Below are 23,854 nucleotides of genomic sequence, written 5' to 3'. Positions count from 1 at the left end.
GATCTGTATGAGCGCAACCGCCTTTAGCAGGTTCATATCGAACCTCGCCGTTTCAAATCGACAGGACATCTCCAACAGCTACGGGGGCATAACGACGCGCCTAAACGCTGACTTCTGGGAGGTTGATTCAAACACAGCGCACAGCTTGCAGGTCGGCTCATTCGGTCGCCGGACCGCCATCCATGGGATCAGCGACCTCGACATGATCTTCGAGCTTCCGGCAGAGGACCTTGCACGCTACCAGGCGCGCGCAGGGAACGGCCCATCACAACTACTCGCAGAAGTTAGGCAGTCACTACTGACAAGGTACCCAAGAACTACCATCCGTGGAGACGGCCCCGTTGTAGTTGTTGCGTTTGAGAAGTATGTCGTCGAGGTGCTGCCGGCGTTTCGTCAAGCTGACGCGTCGTACATCTATGGCTCAACTCGAAATGGGGGGTCTTGGGAGACAACCAATCCTAGAGTCGAGATGGACGCGTTCGATACATACGACAGAGCGTGGAACGGCAATGCTCGGTTGTTGGCCAAGATGCTTCGAGCTTGGAAAAACAATATGGGCGCCCCGATCGGTGGCTACCTGATAGACACTCTCGTTGTTCAGTTCTTCCTGAGCTATCCCAGGTGGCAAGGGGCTGCGCTGGCAGACTATCCACTGCTCCTGGTCGCGCTCTTCACCTGGATTAGCGGACTAGACGACAACGGCTCCTGGCCCGCACCTGGTAGCGGCGATCTCGTCGAGGCAAAGGGTAGGTTCACCGGCCGTGCTCAGAAAGCGCTGCGGCGTTGCCAGCAAGCCAACGAAGCAGAGGACCTGGTTGAGAAAACCAAGAGATGGCGTTCCATCTTCGGCCGTTCGTTCCCCGTCATGACCAGGGGGGTCCTGCAAGACATTGCGCTTGCTGACATGACGACGCAAGGGGAAGAGTTCATCGAGGAAAAATTTCCGGTTGATATTCGCTTCAGGGCGAAGCTCGACTATGAAGTGATGCGAGATTCAGTGATCCAATGGGGTTTCAAGGTCATCGCCCGTCGCGATAGACGCCTGCCCTATGGATTCCGCCTCCGCTTCTTCTTGAGTGAATGCAATGTACCTGAGCCCTACCATGTGCGGTGGAAGGTTAAGAATCGCGGCGCATCTGCGCGAGGACGTGAGCGAGGCTCGATAGAGGTAGATGGCGGAACCCGCGAGAAGTACGAACACACAAATTTCGAAGGCAAGCACTATGTCGAGGTCTACGTACTCAAGGACGGCGTCTGCGTAGCGAGGGACCGTGCCGATGTGCCCATCGTTCCACCGTAGCTTGCGGACGATCAGCGTCCAATCATGGACCGCCGATCCCTCGTTTCACTGGCTTACACCAAACATAGAAGCACCTCGGATATCAGTCACCCTCCTCACCAACCATCTCGTCGCGACTGGGCTGTCAGCAAACTAAAAAGGGCAGGCAACTACATCAACTGCGGAGAGCGCATTCCCGGATGCACTGGATATGCCTTTGTCGAACCAGTGTCGTCTGGGTCGAACACTGCTGGATGGCGCGCCTCCAGACTAAGGCTTTGGTCTGACCTGGTGAGCCTCATCACTAAGGTGACCGTTTAGCGCGAAATCACCACCTCCGTGCTGCGACCGCTAAGGCACTGAAGCGGGCAGTGCTCGGGCAGAACCCAACGGCACCTACAGTCCGCTAGCATGCAACATCGCTTCACACGTTCCATGACATAGCACTCGGCCCACTAACCCTCAACTTGGCTCATGATCCTAACCAGCATAGACCCGCGTCGCTCGGTCAACCCGGCATATCAGAAGATCAAGCCGACTAGGACCGAGATTGATGCCTTCAAAACGCGCTTGATTGAGCTGCTCGATGCTTGTGTGCGAACCGAATCTGAGGAGTTCCACAAGAACTTGGTAGCCGACTTCCTGCGTCGCGTGCACTACCAGCCGAAGCACTTCATAAATACCAAGGAGCGTGCCGATCTCGTCGTGCACCATGGGGAGGGCCCACAGTCGCCGGTTGCCGTCATCATTGAAGCCAAGCGACCAGCAAACATAACACAAATGGTAAGCCTTCAGAACGTAAACACGAAGGCATTCCAAGAGCTGCTTCTCTATTATCTACGTGAGCGCCTACGCGAGGGAGCCCCGAATCATGACCTTCGGCACCTTATTGTCACCAATGCGTACGAATGGTTCATATTTGACGCTGCGTTCTTCGAGAAAGAATTCGCACAGAACCAGTCGCTGGTCGCAAAATTTCGAGATTTTGAAGCAGGCCGACTAGCGGGTAAGACAACTGATTTTTTCTATCGAGAGATCGCAACACCAGCAATCGCTGGCGCGAAGAGCGAGCTTCGCTTCACACATTTTGATCTTCGCAACTATGAAAGCGCCATACGCAACGAAAACCCCGCTGATGACGTGCAGTTGGTTGCGCTCTATAAACTTCTTTCCCCGCAGCACTTACTTAAGCAACCATTTCAGAATGACAGCAACACGCTGCATGTTGGGTTCTACACCGAACTACTGCACATAATTGGGCTGTCGGAGACAAAAGACCGCAAAGGACGAGTGATTGGCCGCCTTGACGCATCAGCACGACAGCCAGCCTCGCTCCTAGAGAATGCCATTCGCCAACTCGATTCGCTCGATAAACTATCGCGAATTTCGAATGTTTCACGTTTTGGATCAACGCGTGATGAGCGATTGTTCAATGTTGCCCTAGAGCTCGTTCTGACCTGGGTCAATCGCATCCTCTTCTTGAAACTGCTCGAAGCACAGCTCATTGGCTACCATAAAGGCGACAAACGTCAAGCCTTCCTGGGAAGCGCGGCAGTAACAACATTTGATCGTCTTGACAGCCTCTTCTTTCAGGTCTTGGCGCGCCAGGGAAGCGAGCGCGGCGAAGACCTGTCCGACTTTGCGCATGTGCCGTATCTTAATAGCTCGCTGTTTGAGCTAACTGAGCTTGAACACGAAACGATTACGATTGGGAACTTGAAAGACGACCTGACCATGTCGGTTGTGCCGTCAACCGTGCTACGCGAGGCTGATGGACGCCGCACCACCCAGGCTGCGCGAACCCTGGACTATCTTCTGCGCTTCCTCGATGCATACGACTTCGGCAGCGAAGGTCAAGATGCGATCCAAGAAGAGAATAAGTCTCTAATTAGCGCGTCAGTGCTAGGCCTAATCTTCGAGAAGATTAACGGCTATCGCGATGGCTCATTCTTCACACCTGGCTACGTCACAATGAGGATGTGCCGCGATACAGTTCGCGAGGCGGTGCTGCGCAAATTCAACAGCGTCAAGGGGTGGGCTTGTTCCGACTTAATGCAACTGCAGGAGAAAATTACAGACCCGACTGAAGCAAATGCCATCTTCAATTCGGTGCGCATCTGTGACCCCGCCGTTGGCTCTGGCCACTTCCTCGTTTCCGCGCTTAACGAACTACTCGCGCTCAAGGCAGAACTTAACCTGCTTTATGACCGCACGGGGCGTCGGCTCAAGTGGTACACCGTCTCGGTGGCAAATGACGAACTGGTGCTGACAGATGAGGACGGCGAGTTCTTCCGTTACCACCCAGCGAATGCAGAGAGTCAGCGCATCCAAGAGACAATCTTTCATGAGAAGCAACTTCTCATAGAGAACTGCTTGTTCGGCGTGGATTTAAACCCAAACTCGGTAAATATCTGCAGACTGCGACTGTGGATTGAGCTACTGAAGAGCGCCTACTATCGCACTGATCGCGAACTTGAGACTCTCCCTAACATCGACATCAACATTAAATGCGGAAATGCATTGGTGTCGCAGTTCGGCCTAGCGACCGACATAAGCTCAATACTGAAAACGAAAGGACTGAGAATAGCTGACTATCGAGCCGCTGTCCGTAGCTACCAGAACGCCCGCAGCAAAGGCGAAAAGCGCGAGATGCAGACATTGATCGAGCGGATCAAAGGCGATCTTCGCACTGAGATCTTTGGCAGCGACCCGAAGGTGCGTCGTCTACGCTCTGTGCAGGCCGAGCTCGATACGCTCCGGAACCAGCAACTTCTGTTCGAAGAATCGACAAAAGACAAGAAGGCTAAGGCAGTAAGAATTGGAAAACTCAGGGCTGAAGCCAGTAGTTTGGAATCTCACGTATCCGCGATCAGAAACAACCGTGTACTCATTAGCTCGTTCGAATGGCGACTCGAGTTTCCAGAAGTCCTACGCGACGACGGATCTTATGAAGGGTTCGATGCGGTGATCGGAAACCCTCCTTATGGGGTTTCGGTCACAGGCCTTGATCGCGACTACCTGGTCAAGACATTGGGAAAGGTCCCAGATTTCGAGATCTTCTATTGGTTTATCAATCGAGCGAAGCAGATATTGCGTCCTGGAGGACTACTTTCCTTTATCGTACCAAACGGGTTGCTGTTCAATGTTTACGCGTCCACCTATCGCACCAAGATCCTTGAAGACTGGTCGATAGTTGAGCTTCTGGACTGTAGCGCGTTCGAGATTTTCCCGGACGCGACAGTTCGAAACTGCATCATCTTTTTCGGAAACGACCGCCCCGTAGAGGAGTTTGGATTTAAGAGCACTGCTGACGCCGGCTCTTTCCTTGAACTTACAGCCCGTCCGCGCGAACTAGCCGCCACAAAAGTACTTAACGAGTGGAATCAAAATTGGGCGCTGCCGTTACGCCTGTCTCCTTCAGTGCTCATGCTGATCTCCGCCTTGCGCGGGCATCCAGTGCTGGAAGAACAGTTCGCAGTTTCCCAGGGCTATATTCCCTACCGTTTATCCGATTTGGTGAAAGTCTACGGCGAGTTGGAAGGCAAGGCGATCAAGGAAGAGCAGAAGTGGCACGCCGACCACCCGGTCGACGCGAGCTACATTGAGGAGTTGAAGGGCCGCTCAATTCATCGCTATGGCCACGAACGAACCGGTCGCTACGTTAAATATGGCCCGCACGTTGCCAGCTATGTGGATCCTCGGTTCTTCTCCCAACGGAGGCTCCTCATCCGCGAGATCACAACGCCACGTATATTGGCCGCGATTGTGGCTGAAACGTTTGTTAACGATCCTCAGATCATCTCTGTTATCCCCGAGCGTGGAGCGATGTCGCTGGAGACACTCTGGGCAATCATCAACTCTAAGCTCGCCACCTTCTTCCACTTCAACGCGTCGCCTAAGGCCACAAAGGGAGAGTTCCCTAAGATTCTTGTGCAGGACGTTCGCAGATTTCCTCTGCCCCGCCAGCTTGGGGAGGCTCTTATTCCTCTGGAGCAGGCTGCGCGCCAGGCGCTTGCCAAGCGTGCGGAAGAGCCACAATGTGACATGAGTGCGCAGGAATCGATCATAGACGCATTGGTTTACGAGGCCTACGGCCTGGACCCCTCACAGATCATGCTGGTTGAAAGCTCCTTGTAGCTCTGCCACTTGGTATCACTCGTGCACCGAGGATCGGAGTAGGTCCGATTTCCTTAGCACGATTGGAGCGCCTTGCTCCAGCGATCGCGCAAAGGCTCAACGTCTCTGCACGTAGCCGGTGATACGCCGCTCGATGACGGAGCTCGCATCTTCTGATTCAGAATAGTACGAAGACGCGGACGATCCGCATCCAATCATGAACCTCCGGCCCTTCCTATCGTTGGCTTACACCAACCACGGAAGCAGCCCGGATGTCAGTCACCACCCTTACCAAGCGCCTCGTCGCGACTACACAGCCCAAGGATCGCGCGTACGAGCTCAGGGACACACAGGTACGCGGTCTCCTGCTTCGGGTGCAACCCAGCGGGCATAAAGCCTGGGTCGTCACCTGGGAGCACGGGAAGCGTCGCACGCTAGGGTCTGCTGGACACCTGACGCTCGACGAGGCTCGGGAGATCGCACGCAAGATCATCGCGGAGTACATCCAGACCGGGCTACCCAGCATCGCCAAGCCCGCCGCCCCGAGGATCACCCTCGCTGAGTTCCTGCGCGACCACTACCGCCCCTGGGCCCACAGCGAACTGAAAGGGGCGGACAAGTACATCAGTCGCCTGGAGCGAGTCTTCCCGGCCGCACTCGACATGCCGATGTCCGACATCAACTCCGCCTGGATCGAGCGCTGGTGGATGGAGCGTCTGCAGACCAAGGCCCGCCCTGACCGGGAGGGTTTCATCACCAAGGCGACCGCCTGGCGCGACCTCGCCAGCTTCCGGGCCGTGATCGCTAAGGCAGTGAAGTGGGGAATGTTGGAGCAGAACCCCATCCAGCAGCTACGTATGAAGGCGGCCAAGCCTCGGAGCGTGGTGCGGTTCCTGAGCCCCGCCGAAGAACAGCGCCTCCGGGAAACCCTTACAGCGCGCGACCTGGAACACGCTGCCGCGCGCAGGTCAGCCAATGAATGGCGAGCAGCCCGGAAGCGTCCGCTGTTCCCCGAAGTACCCGCAGGGGCCTATGCCGATCACCTGACGCCTGTCGTGCTGCTGGCAATGAACACCGGCCTGCGTAGGGGCGAACTGCTGGCCCTGGACTGGTCGGACATCAACCTGCAGGCCCGGATGCTGACCGTTCGCCGGGAGAACGCCAAGTCCGGCAAGCAGCGCCATGTACCCCTGAACGTCGAGGCCATGGCCGTGCTCCGTCAGTGGGCATCGCAAGGCAGCGGGTCGGGCAGCGTGTTCGGCATATCCGGCATCAAGTCGTCCTGGGACACCCTGCTGACCACTGCGCGGGTCGAAGGCTTCCGCTTTCACGACCTGCGCCACCACTTCGCGAGCCGCCTGGTTATGGCCGGCGTCGATCTCAACACGGTCCGTGAGCTGCTCGGTCACGCCGACCTGACGATGACCCTCCGCTATGCCCACCTCGCGCCGGAACACTTGGCAGCAGCCGTCGAGAAGCTCGCTGCCTGAGCAGCGCGTTTCGCAAACCCTTCATTGCCCACCAGTGAGAACCAACCCAATGCGAATCATCACCCTGTCCGTTCTCTTCATCATTGCTCTGACTGCCTGCAAGAACCAGGAAGAACGTCAGCTCCAAGCCGCTCAGGCTCTGGTCAAGACCCAGCTCCGCGACCCGGACAGCGCCCAGTTCGACTGCTCTTGGCGAAGCGACCAAACCCCAAGCCAGGCAGAACGCTACGCATCAAAGGAGCCGATCCTCGAATGCGACGTCCGCGCCAAAAACGGGTTCGGTGGGTATGGCCGACCCCTGTCTTTCGACTTCCAGTTCTACGCCGACGCGCGTAAGGCCGACCAGGTCCGCCGTGCGTGGCATATGGACCGCAGCATTGGTATCTACGGCGGCGAGTGGGTCAGGATCAAGTAGCCGAACTATGGAGATTGGCCAGGGCTGTGCGGATTTCGGCTGACGCACTACCACACATCCGGGGCCGCTCTAGGACTTCGCTCTTCACTGGCGGAGTCCTGACTCACATCTTTTTTCGCGATGCGGCACCTCCCAACGGCTCTTCCGGGCTTATACATCACCACAAGTCCTTGATCGCTATGGCCCTGGTCCACGCTGGCCCGGCGCTGATCGCGAATTCTTATTGACGATACCGTGAGGTTTCATTGCATCAAGGCCGTGAGCGAACAGTCACGGCTACGTAACGACGGGCTTTCCGACCGTCGAAGAACAGGCGTCTGATGCAGGTAGTACCTGGGCACGTCATGTCCACATCACTTGCGTGTCGGGTTCGGTGAACCGTCGGATGCAATCACACTGCTCGCTAACGCACTCCCCTTCAACCTGCCGATTGACTGCAACGTCCCGCGACCGCAAGCGCCACTCCAACAGCCGGACTGCATACCTAGCCAAAGCATGCGAGACCAACGGCGCTCTTCATCCCGGAACTGATGACACTCCAGAACCTCGCAGGCGCTGCGCCCTGGGCCACTCCATCCGCCCAGGTAGACCCGGAGCCCTGAGCTCCTCCAGAGACCTCCAGCGAGCTCTCCGGCGCCCCGCATTCGCGGATCATCTAAGACATCCGGAAGCTGGCGGCGACCCGTCCAGTCTTGCCAGCAATCCATCCATACCGGCTGCAAACTCATCCCGGGATGGATGTGAAAGCTCATCGACGCAGCGCGCTTGCCCGGCGAAGCCGGGCCGCGCTTGCGACGGCCCGCGCGGCAGCGCTGGGGGAGCTGGCAAAGCCAGCGGGGGCGAAGCCCCGGAGCCCGAAGGGCGACCCTTGGACGTACCCCGCGGGCCATCCTTCACCACAGAAGATGTTTGATTCTGTTCTAGAGCTCTTGCTGTGTTCTATAGGCTCTCTTCTACTAAGGTGTCCGTTCTACCGGGGGTGAACATCTCTCAGTTTCGGGGGCATGACCATTGCTGGCGCCACCCGATCCAGCGACCGGAACAGGAGTGTTGTTTGCGCGCGTCGCGAGTACCAACAAGCCGCTGAATGCGCAAGCAATTTATTTTCCCGCCAGTTGCGCGCGGTGAGGCGTCAATGTTCATCCGGCGTCTATAATCTCGACACTGATCGAGCAGATCGGCAGTGGTGACGCGAGGTATCAGCTCATCCCGGCAGCCTTATGCTGACCGTGTACGACCCGCAGCACGGATGCTGCCGGCGCGCGATACCCGCGTCCACGATGAAACGCACACACACTGACGCACTGGATAGGGCCGCGCCCTATCGCCCCACTCCGCAGGTCTTGCCCTGCATCCAGGCCCAACGGCGCCTGTCGGCGGCACCCACTTAGAACGTTAGAACATGCTGGGCACGAGCTCAGCGTGCGGTTGTTTCATCTCATAGCAGGAGCAGTTTGTGACAAAGATTTCATCAAGCAACATCGCTACAAAAACCCTACACCTGGTCCGCGGGACGATCTGCGCGACACTCCTGGCCGCCCACCTGGCCATGACCCTTATCTCTGGCATCGCCATCGGCTTCACCTTCCGGCTGCTCGGCATGCCTGCGACGGGGATGGATCTGACAAGCGCCCGGGGATGCCTCGACAAAGCCCTTGGACAAATCCTGCAGGTATCCGGCCTGACGAACTATGGAGGCCGAGCATGAGCGCTTCATCATTCCAGCCCAGCACTTCAATCCACGGCGGCGGCGCCCCGAGGTGGGGCTGCACCTACATCGGGATCCCGAAGGAGGTGTTGCGACACGAGAATTTCTCGGAGCTGTCGCCCAAGGCGCTCAAGCTGCTGCTTTCGATCGGCGCCGGATTCCTGGGCAACAACAACGGTCACCTGATCGCCACCGCCCCGATCATGCGCACCTTCGGCATCAACAGTAAGGATTCACTGTCCGCAGGCATCAAGGAGTTGCTTACCCACGGGCTTCTGATTCGCACCCGCTCACAGCAGAAGCGAGATGCGGCGCAATACGCGTTGTCGTGGCTCCCGATCCAGCCTGCGAAACCCGGAAAGCCATATGACCCCGGGATCGTCTCGTCGGATGTGTCGTGCGACGCCTGGCGCAGCGTTCCGCACCACAAGGTGGTGCACTGATGGAGCCCATGACATTTCAGAACGGGTTCTCGTTGTCGGCGTCCACATGCCTGGCAGACGAATCGCAGGAGGATTTGGTGCGCTTCCATGTTTCTACAGCAGACGGTTTGAGCGCAGCGTCGGCTTCATGTCGCGTCGCAACTACACGCCATCCAGGATCAACGAGCATCACCGTAGGGATCGAGCATGTCCACATCGACAAGCGCTATCGTTGGGCAGAGCTTGAGGAGGCCCTCGTCAGCGCCATAGTCGGCCACGTCATTCAGCGAGCTTCCTGCCATCGATCAGGAGTCGTCCGCCTCAGCGTCGACAGCTGGCCAGAGCCAGGTGTAGCCCAAACGGTGCAGCGCTATGTAGAGAGCGATCTGTTCGACTGGAAGAAGCGTCGAGCCGGGGTGCAGTTGCGGGGACGACTTTTTTAGCAGAGGACTCCAGCAACTCTGGCCCGCGAGGGGATCTCACGCTCAGTGGCGGCATGGAGTCTCCGGCCGCCAACGTCCACCTGATAACCAACAGATCTGTCGATGAATATCAACCAATCAGACGCGGTTAACCGATTCCTGGAATATGCCGTCAACGTCGACGACTGGGGCTGCGCCCTACCAAAAGGGCATCACCTCGAGAAGACCATCTACGGACACGGAATAGACAGCTTCACTCGAATCAACAAAGTGCTCGCCCTTTTTTCAGACTCCGACAATGCATCAGGTCCAACGACTATTGATCGCATGCGAGTCCTGGGGGACGCCTGGACGAGTTGCGACAATCTGGGCCTGCATCGCGATGATATCGCAAAGATTCTGCGTGGTGCCGGCGCCACCGCCCGGCGAGAAATGATGACGCAGAAGGAGCGCGCTGCCTGGAAAGTTCTGCCAGTTGAGTTCACTATCTGGCGCGGCTGTCACAGCTTCAACGCAAACGGATTGTCGTGGTCGCTGGATGAATCAGTGGCCCGGCGCTTTCCCCTCCTACATCGCTATCGCGCGTCCGGCCGCCCAATCTTGCTACAAGCGATAGTCAAGAGGAACGATGTCGTTCTGAAGATGGGGAGGGGCGAAGCGGAGATCATTGCCATGCCGCGACGCAATGATGTGATCCGAACGCCTCTTACCGACCGATAGCTCGCAGCCGGTGATGGCAAGCGCTACACAGGCAAGGGCATCGTAGGCGATGCCGTTGGCGGATGAAGCAGGGGCGGCCATGTACGCTCGGGGTGCAGTCCTGCGACTCCCGAGCGTTCGGCCGTCGGCATCGCCCAGGCAGCGTCCCAGCCAGCCTGGCGTTTCACATCCGTCCGGCTTACAGGCCACTTACCGCACGACAGCGCATCGGAGTCTCGCGTGGAACTCCTTGTTCGGCCAGGAGTTCCGGTCAACCCAGCGTCGGCGGCCCTGGCATCAGAAGTGCAAGGGTCGGCAATTCAGAGCAGATGCGGATGATCCTCGGCCTGCCGCGCCCGGAGCGGGGCTACCACAGTCTCGCGAAGATCAGCCCGTGCGTACGCGCCTATCGGCCGGAAACGCGAGGTCACGCACATATACGGACTGTCGACTGCAGATCACGCTCCCCGTAGTTCGAGTGAAATGCGCGGGTAACACCACCCCCGTAGAAATTGCGCCTCCGCTCATCAGGCAGTGAACTTATGTCGAAGCGCACTCAACCGATATCGAACGACATCATCGACGCCCTGCTCGCTGACCGGCCACGAGAGGACATCCTCGCCAACGACGGCCTGATACAACAACTGGCCCAGCAGCTGATAGCACGCTCTCTGAACTTGCAGGCCAGCCCGGCGGCCAGGCTTCCGTCAGCCCATGAAGTCGCGCTGGACACAGGTGACACCAGGGCGGCTGACGGCAAGAACCCATCCCATAGCAGGGCCCCCAGGGGGCACGCCATGCCACAGGGGTTGGATACCAAGATCATGGCGATGTACTCAAAGGGCCTGACACCTCGCGAGATCCAGGAGCAGGTGATGGACTTCTACGGCATAGAGCTGACGCCGGCCGCGATATCGAAGGTTACCGACACCGCAGCTGACGAGATCAAGGCTTGGCAGTCGAGGCCCCTTGATGCCGTGTATCCAGTGATCTATCTGGACTGCATCCATGTCCGCGTCCGTGACGGCGCATCACGAGCCAAAGCTGTGTACGTGGTGATTGGTATATCTGTGACCGGCCAGAAGGAGGCAATAGGGCTCTGGATATCACCGCACGAGGGTGCGAAGTTCTGGCTCCAGGTGCTCACCGAGATCAAGAATCGCGGAGTCCAGGACATACACATCGCCTGCGTGGACGGCCTCAAAGGCTTCCCGGAAGCCATAGCTGCTGTTTTCCCGAAGACCATCGTGCAGCTGTGCGTGGTGCATATGGTCAGGAACAGCCTTGATTTCGTCTCCTGGAAGTCCCGCAAGGACGTGGCGCTCGATCTACGCCCGATTTACACAGCCACGACGGTTGAAGCCGCGACACAGGCACTTGCCGATTTCGAGACGAAGTGGGGTGACGATTATCCGACGATTGGTCAGGCCTGGCGCCGGAACTGGGCCCAGCTGACACCCTTCTTCGACTTCCCGAAGGAGATCCGGAAGATCATCTACACGACCAACACCATCGAGTCGGTCAACATGAGCCTGCGGCGAGTGATGCGCTATAGAGGCTCGTTCCAGAACGATGAGTCATTGGTGAAGCTGCTCTACTTGGCGTTGCGGAACATCAGCCGCCGATGGTCGCTCCCGGTCCACGACTGGAAGGCCGCGCTGAACCGCTTCGCGATCCAGTTCGGCCCTGATGAGTAGCCGTCCGATGCAGACCGACGCTGACCCTTCGCATATTGGCTAGCACGTCACCCAGCTTCAGTCCGGCTTAGCGTCAAGGCGCACAAACTTTCCTCCACGGAACTCAATCCACTGTGGAGCGTCTTCTTCATACCACTCCCGCTTCACCAGACCCATGTCAGCGCTGCTAGCGAATAGCACAATGTTCCAGGCCGGAGGATGCACGACACTCCCATATGCAATCCCATCTAGTTTCATTTCATCAAACTTATAGTCGCGTAGAAACTCCGTGACCACTTGCGAAGGGAGGTAATCAATGTGTGCGCGGTCGTCCCTCGCTACAGGCCTCATGATGGACTGCGCGAACTCCGTCAAGAAGCGCGCACCTAGACGCTCAAACCTTGTGGCGTCAGAGAAGATTCCCGGAACAGCTGGCAGCTTACGCAGATCAAGCACATTCAAGGGACGCAACGTTGACCACCGGCCTACTCGGCCGCTCATAGCCTTCACTTCATGGATCGCCCCGATGGCGGTTGATGCGAGATACAGCATAGGCACGCCGGGAGGATTCATCCGGTTACTTTGCAAGGACTTTTCTGGAGGAGGTGGACCAAAGTCGGATGCGTGGTACTTCGATCTCGGCGACAGGTCGGTTCTCGCCCGCCATGCAGTCAGGCCTATCGGGAGGGCGCGAATTAGCCCCATATCTAGGCAGAGGCTGGCAATGGAATTGAGCACATCCTGGGGCGAGTAAGAATCGTCATCCTCCACAATGCGGTTGAAGAAGAACCGCCGCTCGTGTTTAACAATGCTGCAGAATCTCTCCCAGCCCAGCTTCAGCGACTCATCCTCATCCAGCCTGAGCCAGTCATAGTCACACCATGTTTCACTTGGAAGCTCAGCGATAAGAGCGCGAAGCAAGCGATCTTTATGGTCGCGCGGAAGGCTAATTCCAATTTCATCCAGTAGTAAGTCGTAGGTATCCCAAGTAGGCGCCCCCTGATAGCCGCCCTCCCTGGTCTCATAGGGCAACTGATCAACTGCGAAGCCCCAGTATTTTCGCAAGCAACTGGTGATGTAACCGCACAAGCCTTCAAGGTCACAGGTGGGCGAATCATATCTGTCGCAGAAGTCACACCCCCTGCCACCCCCTTGCTCACGGATCCACGACCGAATATCTGGATCGTCAAAACACGACGAGCAAACTAACGCCATACGCCCTCAAGCCAGCAGTTTTGGTAGTCGCCAGGATAGGGCAACGCTTTGCTCTTCTGGCGGACCAGCCAGCTGTCAACGAATCGCTCGGACCCGTAGTAGCAATCCGACACCGCGCCGAAGCGCACCGGCTTCAGGCCGGCTTATCGGCACGTAAGTCGGCACTCCCACTTAGGAAAACACTGATATTTCTCAGTATTTTCATGGACTTGGCCGCATCGAGCGGTCACTCATAATGCTGGGGTCGGTGGTTCAAGTCCACCCATAGCCACCAGAATTTCTTTGAAATTCAACGCGTTACAAAGAACCCGCCTCACGGCGGGTTTTTTGTTGGGTGCGATTTGGGGTGGCGGGAGGGGTGGAGGCGGCTTACTCGGCACTTCTGGGACCCAGCACCACATCGGTCAACGGCCGCATTCTTTCTAACAGCCTTCGCGCCTCCTTGAGCTCAACCTCTGCGGCATCCCTCGCTTCGCTTGGGTCACAAAGCGCAAGCAGGCTCTGCAGGGCAACGCACGACACGACCAAGGGATTGTTCATCGAGGCCCCGACCTCTTCGGGCGTCGCCTTGTTCGCACCCACTCCATCGCCATGCGTGTAGATGTCCACAATCACCTTGCCACCATGAACCAAACCGTTCATGTCTACTTTCGTCCCCTCTAGCACCTTAGAGGGAACGCCCCCGCCTCCCCAATGGTTCGAAGTTTCCACAGTGATCCGCGCCAGGGTGATCGGCGCGAGCTTGCCGCGGGCGCCCTTACGCTTGGGCATGCGATCTTCGCTGACAAACGCCTGCGCCTCTTCAATTGTGGCTGGCCCTGCAAAGAAGCAACCACGCATGCACTGTTCAAACTGTGGCCGCTGCAAAAGATGAGCAGCCACCCAGGAGTGCAGCGGGTCGCATTTGCAGAGTCGCCCCATTGCTGCACCGAGATCCAGGGCAGAGGTAAGGAGCGCAGTCCCGGCCTGCCGTTTTGCACCTCGCACATCTGACTGAGCCAGCGAGAGCCCTCCCGCAGCCTCTCTAAGGCGAATAAGTTGATTCGCCACCCCGGCAATCGTTACGTCTGTTCCGCTAAGCACTGCGTTGATGTCCAAGTCACCCTCTCTTTGCCGGAATCGCACGGTGCCTTAGAAGAGATCAGCCACCGTACAAAACACTGCCCCGCGTTCCGCAGCGTGGCGAACTTTTCTATCGAGGACTTCCGTTAACGGTATCCGCCGTTCGAGCATCGTCCAGAGGTCTAAACCATCCATACAGATGATGCTTTTGGCGCGCCCGAACGCCAGAAGACCCTCTCCAGTGAATCCACTGTTGCTGATGAACAACCCGCGAGCCCAGGACGCCTTCTCTTGCACTTTCCCATGGAAGTTGCGCAAGTCAGCAGCCGGTGTTCGCGGCCCGTGCCATTTGGCCTCTAGTAGATAAAACTCACCGTCAAACTTAAAACTCCCATCTATCTGCTCACCTACCAGCCTAAAGGGACTGTTCGGCTGCAGCCCATATGCTCGGAACAATTCTGTAAGGAATGTCTCAAAGGCATATCCACGCGGCTGTGGCGCCAAGTCATGCAACGCAATAAGCGCTGACTTCAGTGCCTCTATGGGCACCGGCACTGATGCAGGAGATGGCACCCGATTCGTATCATCGCCAGCAGTTTTTCCTTCGAGCCTCGCGATTACCTCCAGTAACATTCCATCAGCATTCGGAAGATCGTCTTTCTGACGGGATAGTTGGTACATGCTGGCGCGATACTTCAGAAGTTCTCGAAGAGTGCGTGCGGCAGTTCCTTTATCTACGGTTTGCAGGAAAGTGCGCAGACGCTTCGCCTTGGATGTTCCGTTTTCAGCGAAGCGCGAATCGGTAAAGTCGATGTTTAGCTCATCCAAGAAGAATTCAGCGATCGTCCTGTCAGAGAAGTTCAGAACATAGCCCGACTCCATGCCCAGAACACGATCAATAACGCGCATGTCTGATGCCTTGATGTTCGACATGAAACCCCCTGACCTAGACATCATCATGATGTCGGCTTGCGGCGATTGGCACCAGCGGCCTTTGACGTGATGTCTTGCTTAGGGGAGCAAAGTAGTCCGCTCTTTGGGCTCAGCCAAATCCGCGCGGGACGCCCCCAACGCCCAAGTTTCATCTCAACTTTTTCAGGCCCCGGATTATCTCCTTCGTCGTGAAACCCGCTGAAAATCTATATCCACTGTTCCACACAACATTTAGTGTTGACCTTCCCCAAAACCCCCACTATCTTCGCCTCGTCGGTTCCGGGGATCGCTAGTCTCCGGATGAAAAGGGAAGCCGGTGACGCGTTCGCGCCACTCCGGCACTGCCCCGCAGCGGTAATTGGGAACGACCCCGCCACACAGCACTGAGGCCCATGCCTCGGGAAGCGGCGGATTAGGAGGAAGGCCAGCCTTCCACGCCCATGAGTCCGAAGACCTGCCGACGACCCCATTTCAGTGCACGCGATGGGGTGGTCGACTGGCGTTGCGTCAGTCGCGGGGCTTCTATTGTGGTTCTCGTCCCGCGACTGCACCCAGATCACCCACTGCCCGGGCTGGTGGAAGTGCGCTTAGCGGACATGGACCGATGAAGAACGAAGCCAATAGGAACAAGCTTCAGATCTGGAGTGCTATGAGCACTCGTGGGGCTGAGGTCGCCGGAAGGATCTTGGCTAACGCTGCCCTGGTGCTGGCGTCAGCAGTAGGAGCCGCGACATTTGTCCGGGCTGTTCGGTGGTGGAGATGCAAGCAGCCTTACGCCGACGAGCCCTATGGCATGTCGCATGCAACACAGAGACTCATTCACAAACTTACCCACATGTTACCCACAGAACCCAAGATGTAGGGCACGAAGATAGAGTGACGCTACTACAAGTAGTGTAGGCATCTATCCCAATCTCCTAGATTCATGGGTATACTTCGTTCAGCAAACGCTGAAAACCAAACGCCCCACATTGCGAGTGCGGGGCGTCTGGGTGAAGCAACAGCAGCAATAGGAGGTGAAGCCAACTGAACTATCGGGAGCGTATTGCCCCGCCAGATCCAAGTAGACAGCCCTCGAGCTGCTGGTCGTCGAAGACACGGAATTATAGGCCCTTGCCTGTAATCCGCCAAGCAACCACGAGCGCCTGCCCACTTGGACCTCCCAGCCGATCCCTGCACCCCGCGTGGGATGGATCTGTCGGGGTTGATCTAACCATCAACCTTTGAGGTCTACAGCAATGACCGCACTACCCAAACTCAGTCCCGTAGTCATCAGGCCCCGCCTCTCGGACCGTGCAGCGGCGAAGTTCCTCCGCCTGCCCGCAGTCGAACAGATGCGGATCCTGCGCGAACAGAAGTACCCCAAGAACGCGCCACAGGTCTTCAAGTCGCCGTACTACCAGTACGGGCGCTCTGCGATCCGCGAACTCATCGAACGTGGTGAAGCTGGCCTGGTCAACGCGCGCGCTATCGTACAGTCCATCGGCAACCCGTCGCGCCGGATGCATAGCATGCGGGTCTTGGAGCAGTTCTGGGCCTCGGAGCATGCATCCCGTGGTCTGAAGCTGATCACGTGGAAGCGCTACCTCCTCGAACTCGGTGACGTCGAACTGCGCACGTCGCCGGATCTGCTCGCGCTGCAGGGTGACGACCTGCGCTTCATCTACTTCAACTTGAACGCTGAAGAGCAGGATCCTGAAGTGGCACGCATGACACTGGAGCTTGCGCACTGGATCATGAAGGAGAACGGCGTAGACGTCCGTCCGGAGCAGTTGGAGTTCATCGACCTGTTCACCGGCATGCTCTACCGCGGCAGGAAGCCGCGCCAGCGCACGATCAAGCTGATGCAGGAAAACGCAAAGCTGATCGAGAGCTTCTGGCCCTCCATCGATCCCTAAGCTCGGCGAGCATTTGTTTGTAGGCAGGCCCTCATGGCCTGCCTACTCGTCTAACGGTTGCGGACGATCCGCATCCAATCATGAACCTTCGGCCCTTCCTATCGTTGGCTTACGCCAACCACGGAAGCAGCCCGGATGTCAGTCACCGCCCTTACCAAGCGCCTCGTTGCCACTGCCCAGCCCAAGGAACGGGCGTACGAGCTCAGGGACACGCAGATACGCGGCCTCCTGCTCCGGGTGCAACCCAGTGGGCATAAAGCCTGGGTCGTCACCTGGGAGCACGGCAAGCGTCGTACGCTGGGGTCGGCTGGGCACCTGACCCAGACCTGATGGTTTCGTTCCAGACCGCCCCTGCCGATCGGTTGGAGATTGAGGTAGCTAGCGGAACGAGTGACCAGAAATTAGCACCACCTGTGGCGACGTGATCTGGAAGCCGACGGCAAGAAGGCATTCCCCGGCAATGGCGTGGCTCGTGATCAGGAGTTGCTCGCGCTCAAGCTCGAACTGGCGCGGGTGAAGAAGGAGCGGGATTTTTTGCGCGATGCGGCGGCGTTCTTCGCCAAGGAATCGTCTTGAGGTACGAGGCGATCCGACGCCACCGCGACCAGTACCCGATCCGCCATATGTGTCGTTGCCTGAAGGTCTCGCCCAGCGGATTCCACGGTTGGGCGTCGCGTTCACCCAGTGCCCGCGATCAGGACAATGCCCGGTTGCTTGTGAAGATCCGCGAGCATCATGCGGCCAGCGACGGCGTGATGGGCGCACCGCGCATGCACGAAGTGCTGGGCTACGAGGGCGAGACGGCCAGCCTCAACCGGATCGCCAGGCTGATGGCCGGTGCCGACCTGTCGGGCGTGCCGCAGAAGCGGCGCTGGCGGCACAAGCGCTCGGGCGTGCGCCCGACCTTCGTGCGTAACCATCTGGCCCGCGACTTCACCGCCAACGAGCCCAACACCAAATGGGTCGTGGACATCACCTACATCCGAACAGGGGAAGGTTGGCTGTATCTGTGCGCCGTGCTGGATCTGTACTCCGGCAAGGTCGTCGGCTGGTCGATGGCACCGGTGCAGGATCGGCACCTGGTGCTCAAGGCGGTGATGATGGCGAGCTGGCAGCGATCGGATCGCAACTCGGTGATCCTGCACTCCGACCGCGGTACGCAGTTCACCAGTGCCGAGTACCAGCAGTTCCTGAAGGACCACCACATCATCAGCAGCATGAGCGAGGTGGGTCACTGCGGGGACAACGCGGCGGCTGAAGGCTTCTTCGGCAAGCTCAAGCGCGAACGGGTTCACCGCCGGCGCTACCTGACCTTGGCAGAGGCCAGGAGCGATGTGTTCGACTACATCGAGCGGTTCCACAATCCGCTCATCCAGCGAAGGCTCGATGCCAAGGATCAGGCCTTTAGACTCTTAACCCAACAGTCCGTGGAAACGGGGTAGAACCCCAGAGCAACGACTACGCGCCGCAATCCGCAGCAATAGGGAACTCCCGACAGCCGTCCTGCTCGCGCTGTCCATCTGGGACCGGAACATCTGGCGGCAGCCATTGAGAAGCTAGCGGCCTACTTCCCTAGGTATACGTGGGGGTTCTCAACTACTCAACACGTGGCAGCACATCCTCGTCCACGTAAACGAGTAGTTGTCCCGGTTGGCAGCCGAAGTACCGACACAGTCGGTCGATGATCTCAGTGCCCACATTAGCGCCAGGCTGGTTTGCGACTTTGGACAGTGTCGCCCGATGGATGCCTGTGGCCTCTGCCACCTCCGTAAGCGATACGACTCGCCGCTCTCGGAACGCTTTGTCGGCTATCAGCTCGGTGAGGCGGAATCGAATCATATGAATGAATGCTTAATGACGTCGATTAAACGCGACGTTTGTCGTTGACAGACGCCATGTGTCGTCTATTATGAACAACAAGCGTCGCTTATACGCGACAGCCGTTGACGATGAACGACAAGGAGCGCGCCGTGCAAACTTACCTCACCACCGAAGAACTGGCTAGCCGGATCCATTACGACGTCCGCACGATCAGGAATCGCCTCAAGGACAGCGTCCTGCTGGAAGGCACCCATTACATCCGTCCCTTTGGAGGTCGGAAACTCCTGTTCCTGTGGGAGGCGATCGAGAGGGATATCGGTATCGCGTCCGCCAGCAGGGCGCCCCTGATCCCGATGGCCAACGGAGGCCGGGCACATGGCTAACGTCCGCCGCCGCCCCGAGACGGGCTGCCTGTTTCTTGATTTCCGGTACCGCGGCGTTCGATGCCGAGAGCAAACGACCCTGCAGGACACGGTGGCCAACCGCCGGACTCTGGAGGCCTTTGCCAACCGCATCAAACGCGAGATGGCCAAGGGATCGTTCGACTACAGGACGTTCTTCCCCGACAGTCCTCGTGCCGCTCAGTTTGACGGCGACATGGGGGCCGCTCCGATGGTGGTGGCGACAAGCAGCCACGCCTCGCCGGATAGGGGTCCCTCCACACCGACGCTGGGGCAGTTCGCAGGGACTTGGTACCAAGAGAACCTGCCCCGCTGGCGCCAGACTCATGCCGACACCGTGCAAGGGACCCTGCAGCAACACATTCTTCCCAAGCTGGGTGAGAAGCCGCTGGCTGAAATCACCCGAGCAGACCTGCTGGCCTTCCGCGCCGAACTGGGCAAGCAAACTGGCAAAGGCGGCGGCGCCCTGTCTCCCTCCAGGATCAATCACATCATGACGCCCTTGCGTATGCTGATGGCCGAGGCCTCCGAGCGCTATGAGTTCCTCACCCCGTTCCGAAACATCAAGCCGCTGCGCCTACCCAAGCTAGACATCCAGCCGCTTTCGCTGGATGAGGTCCACCGTGCGCTCGGCACCGTCCGCAAAGACTGGCATCCGTATCTGGCGACCCGCTTCTTCACGGGGATGCGGACAGGCGAGATCAATGCGCTGGAGTGGAAGCACATCGACTTTGAGCAGGATCTGATCCTAGTCCGCCAGTCGATCGTCAAAGGGAAGTTGGAGAACACCAAGACCGATGGCTCGATGAGGGATATCCCCATGGTTCCCTTGGTGCGCACGGCCCTGCTTGAACAGCGGAAACTGGTTTCTGAGGATTGCCGCTGGGTCTTTGCACAGCGCAACGGTGATCCGATCAACCTGGTCAACTTCACCAACCGGGTCTGGCACCCCCTACTCCGCCATCTGGGCTTGGCGCCCCGAAGGCCCTACCAGACCCGCCATACGGCAGCCACGCTGATGCTGGCCTCAGGCGAGAATCCGGAGTGGGTGGCCCGGACCTTGGGGCATGCCAATACGGAAATGTTGTTCCGGGTCTACTCGCGATACGTGCCGAACCTGACCCGCAACGACGGCAAGGCCTTCACGGGGCTGGTCACCGCCTCCTCCATGCCGACCAGTAGCACTGCCCGGACGAAGGATGCCCCGCAGGGCACGACCACTCCCTTGTCCGTGCTGACGCGCAAACAGCTCGAAGCCTTGGTCGCTCAACTTCAGCAGCAGTAGCGGCTCCGCCGAGCCCCCCCAACCGCCGAACAAGCCCCGCTTGACGCACTTGCGACGAGCCGAGCCCTCCTGTGTCTCAAAACCCACTCCACAGCAACTCATCCAAGGAAGACCCATGAACAAGCACCCCCTCATCACCCAGCCCGTCACCTTCGATGCCGTTCTCGAACCTGGCCTGATCAGTGGCGATGGCCTCCAGTCGGTACGCGTGCTCCATCCAGACGGCGAGCTCGCCGCGTGGACCTGGCATCACTTCGATGCAGCCAACACCGACTCCGTACTGACTGCCACCGTGAGCATCCACCCCCTTGGCTATCCCGTGGGACTGACCTCGGTCATCGACCGCATCCAGTGGCAGCCGGCCTTGCAGGTCATCGACCTCATCCCCGAGGCCACAGGCACCGCGAAACTGGTCGCTCGCTTTCGCGCGTTGGTGGATCAGATCCGCCACCCGGGTATGCAGCAGCTGCTTCAGGACGTCTTCGCCCTGCGCCCGCTGTTCTACAACTACTGGAACGCGACCATCGAGGTCGACGGCAAGGCCTGCTCCCTGGCGCAGAAGGCCATCACAAATGCCGAGCTGGTGCAGTGGGGAGTTGGATTGTCGTCTTTCCAGCGCGCGGTGGGCATGACGTTCGCACTGCTCCGAAACGCAGGACAGGCTTGGCCACGGGAGCAGTGGTCAGATGGCGAACATGCCTTGCACCTGCTTCGGCAGATCGATGGATCCATGTCGCATTTTGCCCAAGGGTACCCGGAGGATGCGGACGTGCTGAGGGAACTGATGGAGCACGAGTACCGCCTCTCCCTCAGCCCGCTGGCATTGTCCACCCTGGAGCATGTCAATCATCTGGCTGACACGAGCTGGCTCGATACCCACTGGGATGGACCGGACGGAGAACAGGCCGGCACACGGAGCAATCTGGTTTCCCTGGACGCCTTCCGGCGTCGGCGGGCTTCGTGGTCTAGCTGACACCCTCATGCTGTCCAATATGGACGCAGCCGACGACCTGGCTGTAAGGCTGCTTCACAGGCTCAACCATTCTGTCCGCTTGCGATGGATTGAAGGTATCGCAGAACCTTATCCGTTTCGCCGGCGCCGATGACCAGCAGCATCGTCCTGCCATTGAACACCCTCACGGGTGCGCTTCCCATCAGCAACAGCGCATCATGCGAGGCACGCTTCATCTCCAAGACTACGGCCGAGATGTGTTCGACATCCGCCAGCTTCCTCTGCAAAGCAGAAGTCCGCCAGATCTCTGGCTGCGTCTCCTCTTGGCATTCCAAGGCCGCCGCTAGCTCCGGAAGCGTCAAGCCGAGGCGGGCAGCGACTTGCGCCGGGTCAATAGAGGATTGCCCAGTTGGACGCTCCCCGGTACCCGCTCCAATCCTGCTCATTACCCAATCTCCCGGACGTCATGGATCGACATGTTCGCGATCAAGCGTCTCACTCGCTGATATCTGCGGAAGCCATGCTCTCACCCAACTACCCCGAGGCCATCACATGACCATGCCAGATGAACGAACACGCGCGCTATTGTGGGCAGGGAGTTTCCTTGTCGACATTGCGCGTGACGATGTACTTCCTATGCCTCTCAGGCGAAAGGCCGCAACAATCGCGAGACACTTCCCCACTGTGGAAGACGTCGCCTGGCTGGCGGAGTCCATTCGCGACTCTGTTCTCAGCATTCAGTTGGCCTCACCGGAACAAGCACTTCCAGAACAGAGTGATTGGGACTTCGAGCCGTTGAGACACTCCACGAGGCTTAGCTGGCCCGAAGGCCCATAATTTCAAGAGCTGGCAGCCATCCAGTGGCGCGGTAACCGAACGGACCCTACGACCCGACATATCGAACACTCCTGCAATTCGAGCAGCAGCACCGGATTGTTCCATCAAGAGCATACGCGTCATGACATTCGCTCAACAGAAGCCATCAAGTAGCTTCCTACAGGGACTACGTGAGAACGGAACCATTTCCCCGAGGCTGTTCGCCGAGCAGTTCCGCGTTGACTTGGCGACGCTGGCTGATCTGGCACACATCCCGCCAGATGCCATCTCGCATGTTCCCGAGTCGGAGCTATTGCAGGACTACATGCACAACGCTGCTAGCGTGATATCCGCACTCCTCGAGTCCAGTGACTTGGACATCGAGCGTGCCATCACTTGGTTTCGCCATGCTCCATTGATCGAGCTGGGAGGCGATACCGCCGAGCGGTACGTGTCTCAAGGGAGGACCGCCGCGGTTCACGCCTACGCTCTAAACCTCACAGCAGGAGCTACCGGTTAACTGAGGATCGCCGGTTCGGGCACCCTAGCAATACATTTAGGCCGACGAGGTTTCGCGGGTCGGCTTGAACGAATTGTTAGGCCTCAGCCGGGACGCCAAGTAACCGGCACAGACGGCAGCCCACGAAACAAGAAGAGCAAACGGGAGCCACGATCCGCTGCCAGAGCCGTAGAGCCTGACAAGGCTGACGAACTCCCATGCCTCAATCACGCTCAGTGCTATGAGCGCCGAGACGAGCACGTGACCAAACAGCCGTCCGCGGGTGATGCATAGCACTGCGATCCCTATTAGCAGTCCAAGAACGGCCACAACCGTTGAAGTTACTACTACACGAACGGGCCACTCATACGATGCGCCCGTAAGAACCTCAACTCGAAAGCCCCCAAGTACCCACGCAGCAGCCAGTAGGTACCAACCCGCCACACCAAGATTAACCATTGAAAACAGCAGGCGCGACAGGATTTTCATGAGGTTAAACTGCCTAATAGCCGGATCCCTGAGTCTGGTTATACGACTTGCCCGCAGCGCGGGCTACGGCGGGCTATCCCCCTTGATACGGCTCGATCTTAGGGCGGCGGGGTCCGGCTAACACGCCGATGCATATTCGGACCCAGCGAGCTGAGCAGGCCGCACTTCCAAGGGCCGTAACGAAGCGCTGATGGACGACCGGTTTGGGTCGAAAGCTGCCGCGCCCTACCCGGATAAGCATTCAAGATGCTATCTC

General features: G+C 58.3%; 20 protein-coding genes, 1 pseudogene and 1 riboswitch. Of the genes and pseudogenes, 15 read left to right on the top strand and 6 right to left on the bottom strand.

Features of this window, described 5'->3' with window-relative positions; genetic code table 11:
* The first annotated feature begins 7 nt into the window (after positions 1 to 7).
* The 8 genes from AC04MD_RS05085 (at position 8) to AC04MD_RS05050 (ending at position 12,248) form a co-directional block, all read left to right on the top strand.
* Positions 8 to 1,300, top strand: coding sequence for an SMODS domain-containing nucleotidyltransferase (locus AC04MD_RS05085; protein WP_475496233.1), 1,293 nt, complete (start codon positions 8 to 10; stop codon positions 1,298 to 1,300).
* A gap of 453 nt (positions 1,301 to 1,753) precedes the next feature.
* Entirely contained in the window at positions 1,754 to 5,416 is a 3,663-nt protein-coding gene (locus AC04MD_RS05080; RefSeq protein ID WP_475496232.1) for a DUF7149 domain-containing protein, read from the top strand.
* Between the two features lie 251 nt (positions 5,417 to 5,667).
* Complete coding sequence (locus AC04MD_RS05075) at positions 5,668 to 6,885, top strand: tyrosine-type recombinase/integrase (RefSeq protein WP_475496231.1); 1,218 nt, start codon at positions 5,668 to 5,670, stop codon at positions 6,883 to 6,885.
* A 49-nt stretch (positions 6,886 to 6,934) separates the two neighbouring features.
* A complete protein-coding gene (locus tag AC04MD_RS05070; RefSeq protein WP_475496230.1) occupies positions 6,935 to 7,300 on the top strand; it encodes a hypothetical protein in 366 nt (121 codons plus the stop codon).
* A gap of 1,456 nt (positions 7,301 to 8,756) precedes the next feature.
* Positions 8,757 to 9,008 (top strand): hypothetical protein, encoded by a 252-nt coding sequence (locus AC04MD_RS05065; protein WP_475496229.1) that lies wholly within the window; start codon positions 8,757 to 8,759, stop codon positions 9,006 to 9,008.
* Positions 9,005 to 9,451, top strand: coding sequence for a hypothetical protein (locus AC04MD_RS05060; RefSeq protein WP_475496228.1), 447 nt, complete (start codon positions 9,005 to 9,007; stop codon positions 9,449 to 9,451). The genes AC04MD_RS05065 and AC04MD_RS05060 overlap by 4 nt, the downstream gene beginning before the upstream one ends.
* Before the next feature lie 524 nt (positions 9,452 to 9,975).
* Positions 9,976 to 10,572 carry a hypothetical protein gene (locus AC04MD_RS05055; RefSeq protein ID WP_475496227.1) on the top strand — a complete coding sequence of 199 codons (597 nt, stop codon included), beginning with the start codon at positions 9,976 to 9,978 and terminating at the stop codon, positions 10,570 to 10,572.
* Between the two features lie 521 nt (positions 10,573 to 11,093).
* Positions 11,094 to 12,248: an IS256 family transposase gene (locus AC04MD_RS05050; RefSeq protein ID WP_475496226.1), complete on the top strand. Its 1,155-nt coding sequence runs from the start codon at positions 11,094 to 11,096 to the stop codon at positions 12,246 to 12,248.
* 57 nt (positions 12,249 to 12,305) lie between these two features.
* On the opposite strand, the gene AC04MD_RS05045 is transcribed toward AC04MD_RS05050, so the two are convergent.
* From AC04MD_RS05045 to AC04MD_RS05035, 3 genes are all read right to left on the bottom strand, one after another.
* Positions 12,306 to 13,442 carry a HEPN-associated N-terminal domain-containing protein gene (locus AC04MD_RS05045; RefSeq protein WP_475496225.1) on the bottom strand — a complete coding sequence of 379 codons (1,137 nt, stop codon included), beginning with the start codon at positions 13,440 to 13,442 and terminating at the stop codon, positions 12,306 to 12,308.
* 369 nt (positions 13,443 to 13,811) lie between these two features.
* On the bottom strand, positions 13,812 to 14,540 hold the full coding sequence (locus AC04MD_RS05040; protein WP_475496224.1) for a hypothetical protein: 729 nt from the start codon (positions 14,538 to 14,540) through the stop codon (positions 13,812 to 13,814).
* A gap of 33 nt (positions 14,541 to 14,573) precedes the next feature.
* A complete protein-coding gene (locus tag AC04MD_RS05035) occupies positions 14,574 to 15,437 on the bottom strand; it encodes a restriction endonuclease (RefSeq protein WP_475496223.1) in 864 nt (287 codons plus the stop codon).
* 257 nt (positions 15,438 to 15,694) lie between these two features.
* A riboswitch (cobalamin riboswitch) is annotated at positions 15,695 to 15,913 on the top strand.
* 762 nt (positions 15,914 to 16,675) lie between these two features.
* Between AC04MD_RS05035 and AC04MD_RS05030 the strand changes: the two genes are divergently transcribed.
* The 3 genes and pseudogenes from AC04MD_RS05030 to AC04MD_RS05020 form a co-directional block, all read left to right on the top strand.
* Positions 16,676 to 17,335, top strand: coding sequence for a hypothetical protein (locus AC04MD_RS05030; protein ID WP_475496222.1), 660 nt, complete (start codon positions 16,676 to 16,678; stop codon positions 17,333 to 17,335).
* A gap of 135 nt (positions 17,336 to 17,470) precedes the next feature.
* Positions 17,471 to 17,665 carry an Arm DNA-binding domain-containing protein gene (locus tag AC04MD_RS05025; protein ID WP_475496221.1) on the top strand — a complete coding sequence of 65 codons (195 nt, stop codon included), beginning with the start codon at positions 17,471 to 17,473 and terminating at the stop codon, positions 17,663 to 17,665.
* An 84-nt stretch (positions 17,666 to 17,749) separates the two neighbouring features.
* Positions 17,750 to 18,777, top strand: a pseudogene (locus AC04MD_RS05020) (IS3 family transposase); the annotation flags it as partial.
* A gap of 154 nt (positions 18,778 to 18,931) precedes the next feature.
* Here AC04MD_RS05020 and AC04MD_RS05015 read toward each other — a convergent pair.
* Positions 18,932 to 19,174, bottom strand: a complete 243-nt coding sequence (locus AC04MD_RS05015) for a helix-turn-helix domain-containing protein (RefSeq protein ID WP_475496220.1) — start codon at positions 19,172 to 19,174, stop codon at positions 18,932 to 18,934.
* A gap of 110 nt (positions 19,175 to 19,284) precedes the next feature.
* On the opposite strand from AC04MD_RS05015, the gene AC04MD_RS05010 reads away from it, so the two are divergent.
* The 3 genes from AC04MD_RS05010 (at position 19,285) to AC04MD_RS05000 (ending at position 21,815) form a co-directional block, all read left to right on the top strand.
* Positions 19,285 to 19,539, top strand: a complete 255-nt coding sequence (locus tag AC04MD_RS05010) for a hypothetical protein (protein WP_447584633.1) — start codon at positions 19,285 to 19,287, stop codon at positions 19,537 to 19,539.
* Positions 19,532 to 20,842 carry an Arm DNA-binding domain-containing protein gene (locus AC04MD_RS05005; RefSeq protein WP_475496219.1) on the top strand — a complete coding sequence of 437 codons (1,311 nt, stop codon included), beginning with the start codon at positions 19,532 to 19,534 and terminating at the stop codon, positions 20,840 to 20,842. The genes AC04MD_RS05010 and AC04MD_RS05005 overlap by 8 nt, the downstream gene beginning before the upstream one ends.
* Positions 20,843 to 20,957: 115 nt before the next feature.
* Positions 20,958 to 21,815 carry a hypothetical protein gene (locus AC04MD_RS05000; protein WP_475496218.1) on the top strand — a complete coding sequence of 286 codons (858 nt, stop codon included), beginning with the start codon at positions 20,958 to 20,960 and terminating at the stop codon, positions 21,813 to 21,815.
* A 62-nt stretch (positions 21,816 to 21,877) separates the two neighbouring features.
* On the opposite strand, the gene AC04MD_RS04995 is transcribed toward AC04MD_RS05000, so the two are convergent.
* Complete coding sequence (locus AC04MD_RS04995; protein WP_475496217.1) at positions 21,878 to 22,240, bottom strand: hypothetical protein; 363 nt, start codon at positions 22,238 to 22,240, stop codon at positions 21,878 to 21,880.
* A 106-nt stretch (positions 22,241 to 22,346) separates the two neighbouring features.
* On the opposite strand from AC04MD_RS04995, the gene AC04MD_RS04990 reads away from it, so the two are divergent.
* On the top strand, positions 22,347 to 22,631 hold the full coding sequence (locus tag AC04MD_RS04990; protein WP_083537768.1) for a BPSL0761 family protein: 285 nt from the start codon (positions 22,347 to 22,349) through the stop codon (positions 22,629 to 22,631).
* Between the two features lie 535 nt (positions 22,632 to 23,166).
* On the opposite strand, the gene AC04MD_RS04985 is transcribed toward AC04MD_RS04990, so the two are convergent.
* Positions 23,167 to 23,598, bottom strand: a complete 432-nt coding sequence (locus tag AC04MD_RS04985; RefSeq protein WP_475496216.1) for a hypothetical protein — start codon at positions 23,596 to 23,598, stop codon at positions 23,167 to 23,169.
* Between the last annotated feature and the right edge of the window lie 256 nt (positions 23,599 to 23,854).

It is taken from the genome of Pseudoxanthomonas sp. LjRoot206, assembly GCF_056175725.1.
This window is presented reverse-complemented; position numbering and strand designations above follow the sequence as displayed.

Bases quoted from the DNA above. Each gene is read 5' to 3' on its own strand.
- AC04MD_RS05085 (WP_475496233.1), top strand. From the start codon at position 8: ATGAGCGCAACCGCCTTTAGCAGGTTCATATCGAACCTCGCCGTTTCA.
- AC04MD_RS05080 (WP_475496232.1), top strand. From the start codon at position 1,754: ATGATCCTAACCAGCATAGACCCGCGTCGCTCGGTCAACCCGGCATAT.
- AC04MD_RS05075 (WP_475496231.1), top strand. From the start codon at position 5,668: ATGTCAGTCACCACCCTTACCAAGCGCCTCGTCGCGACTACACAGCCC.
- AC04MD_RS05070 (WP_475496230.1), top strand. From the start codon at position 6,935: ATGCGAATCATCACCCTGTCCGTTCTCTTCATCATTGCTCTGACTGCC.
- AC04MD_RS05060 (WP_475496228.1), top strand. From the start codon at position 9,005: ATGAGCGCTTCATCATTCCAGCCCAGCACTTCAATCCACGGCGGCGGC.
- AC04MD_RS05055 (WP_475496227.1), top strand. From the start codon at position 9,976: ATGAATATCAACCAATCAGACGCGGTTAACCGATTCCTGGAATATGCC.
- AC04MD_RS05050 (WP_475496226.1), top strand. From the start codon at position 11,094: ATGTCGAAGCGCACTCAACCGATATCGAACGACATCATCGACGCCCTG.
- AC04MD_RS05045 (WP_475496225.1), bottom strand. From the start codon at position 13,442: ATGGCGTTAGTTTGCTCGTCGTGTTTTGACGATCCAGATATTCGGTCG.
- AC04MD_RS05035 (WP_475496223.1), bottom strand. From the start codon at position 15,437: ATGTCGAACATCAAGGCATCAGACATGCGCGTTATTGATCGTGTTCTG.
- AC04MD_RS05030 (WP_475496222.1), top strand. From the start codon at position 16,676: ATGACCGCACTACCCAAACTCAGTCCCGTAGTCATCAGGCCCCGCCTC.
- AC04MD_RS05025 (WP_475496221.1), top strand. From the start codon at position 17,471: ATGTCAGTCACCGCCCTTACCAAGCGCCTCGTTGCCACTGCCCAGCCC.
- AC04MD_RS05015 (WP_475496220.1), bottom strand. From the start codon at position 19,174: ATGATTCGATTCCGCCTCACCGAGCTGATAGCCGACAAAGCGTTCCGA.
- AC04MD_RS05010 (WP_447584633.1), top strand. From the start codon at position 19,285: ATGAACGACAAGGAGCGCGCCGTGCAAACTTACCTCACCACCGAAGAA.
- AC04MD_RS05005 (WP_475496219.1), top strand. From the start codon at position 19,532: ATGGCTAACGTCCGCCGCCGCCCCGAGACGGGCTGCCTGTTTCTTGAT.
- AC04MD_RS05000 (WP_475496218.1), top strand. From the start codon at position 20,958: ATGAACAAGCACCCCCTCATCACCCAGCCCGTCACCTTCGATGCCGTT.
- AC04MD_RS04995 (WP_475496217.1), bottom strand. From the start codon at position 22,240: ATGAGCAGGATTGGAGCGGGTACCGGGGAGCGTCCAACTGGGCAATCC.
- AC04MD_RS04990 (WP_083537768.1), top strand. From the start codon at position 22,347: ATGACCATGCCAGATGAACGAACACGCGCGCTATTGTGGGCAGGGAGT.
- AC04MD_RS04985 (WP_475496216.1), bottom strand. From the start codon at position 23,598: ATGAAAATCCTGTCGCGCCTGCTGTTTTCAATGGTTAATCTTGGTGTG.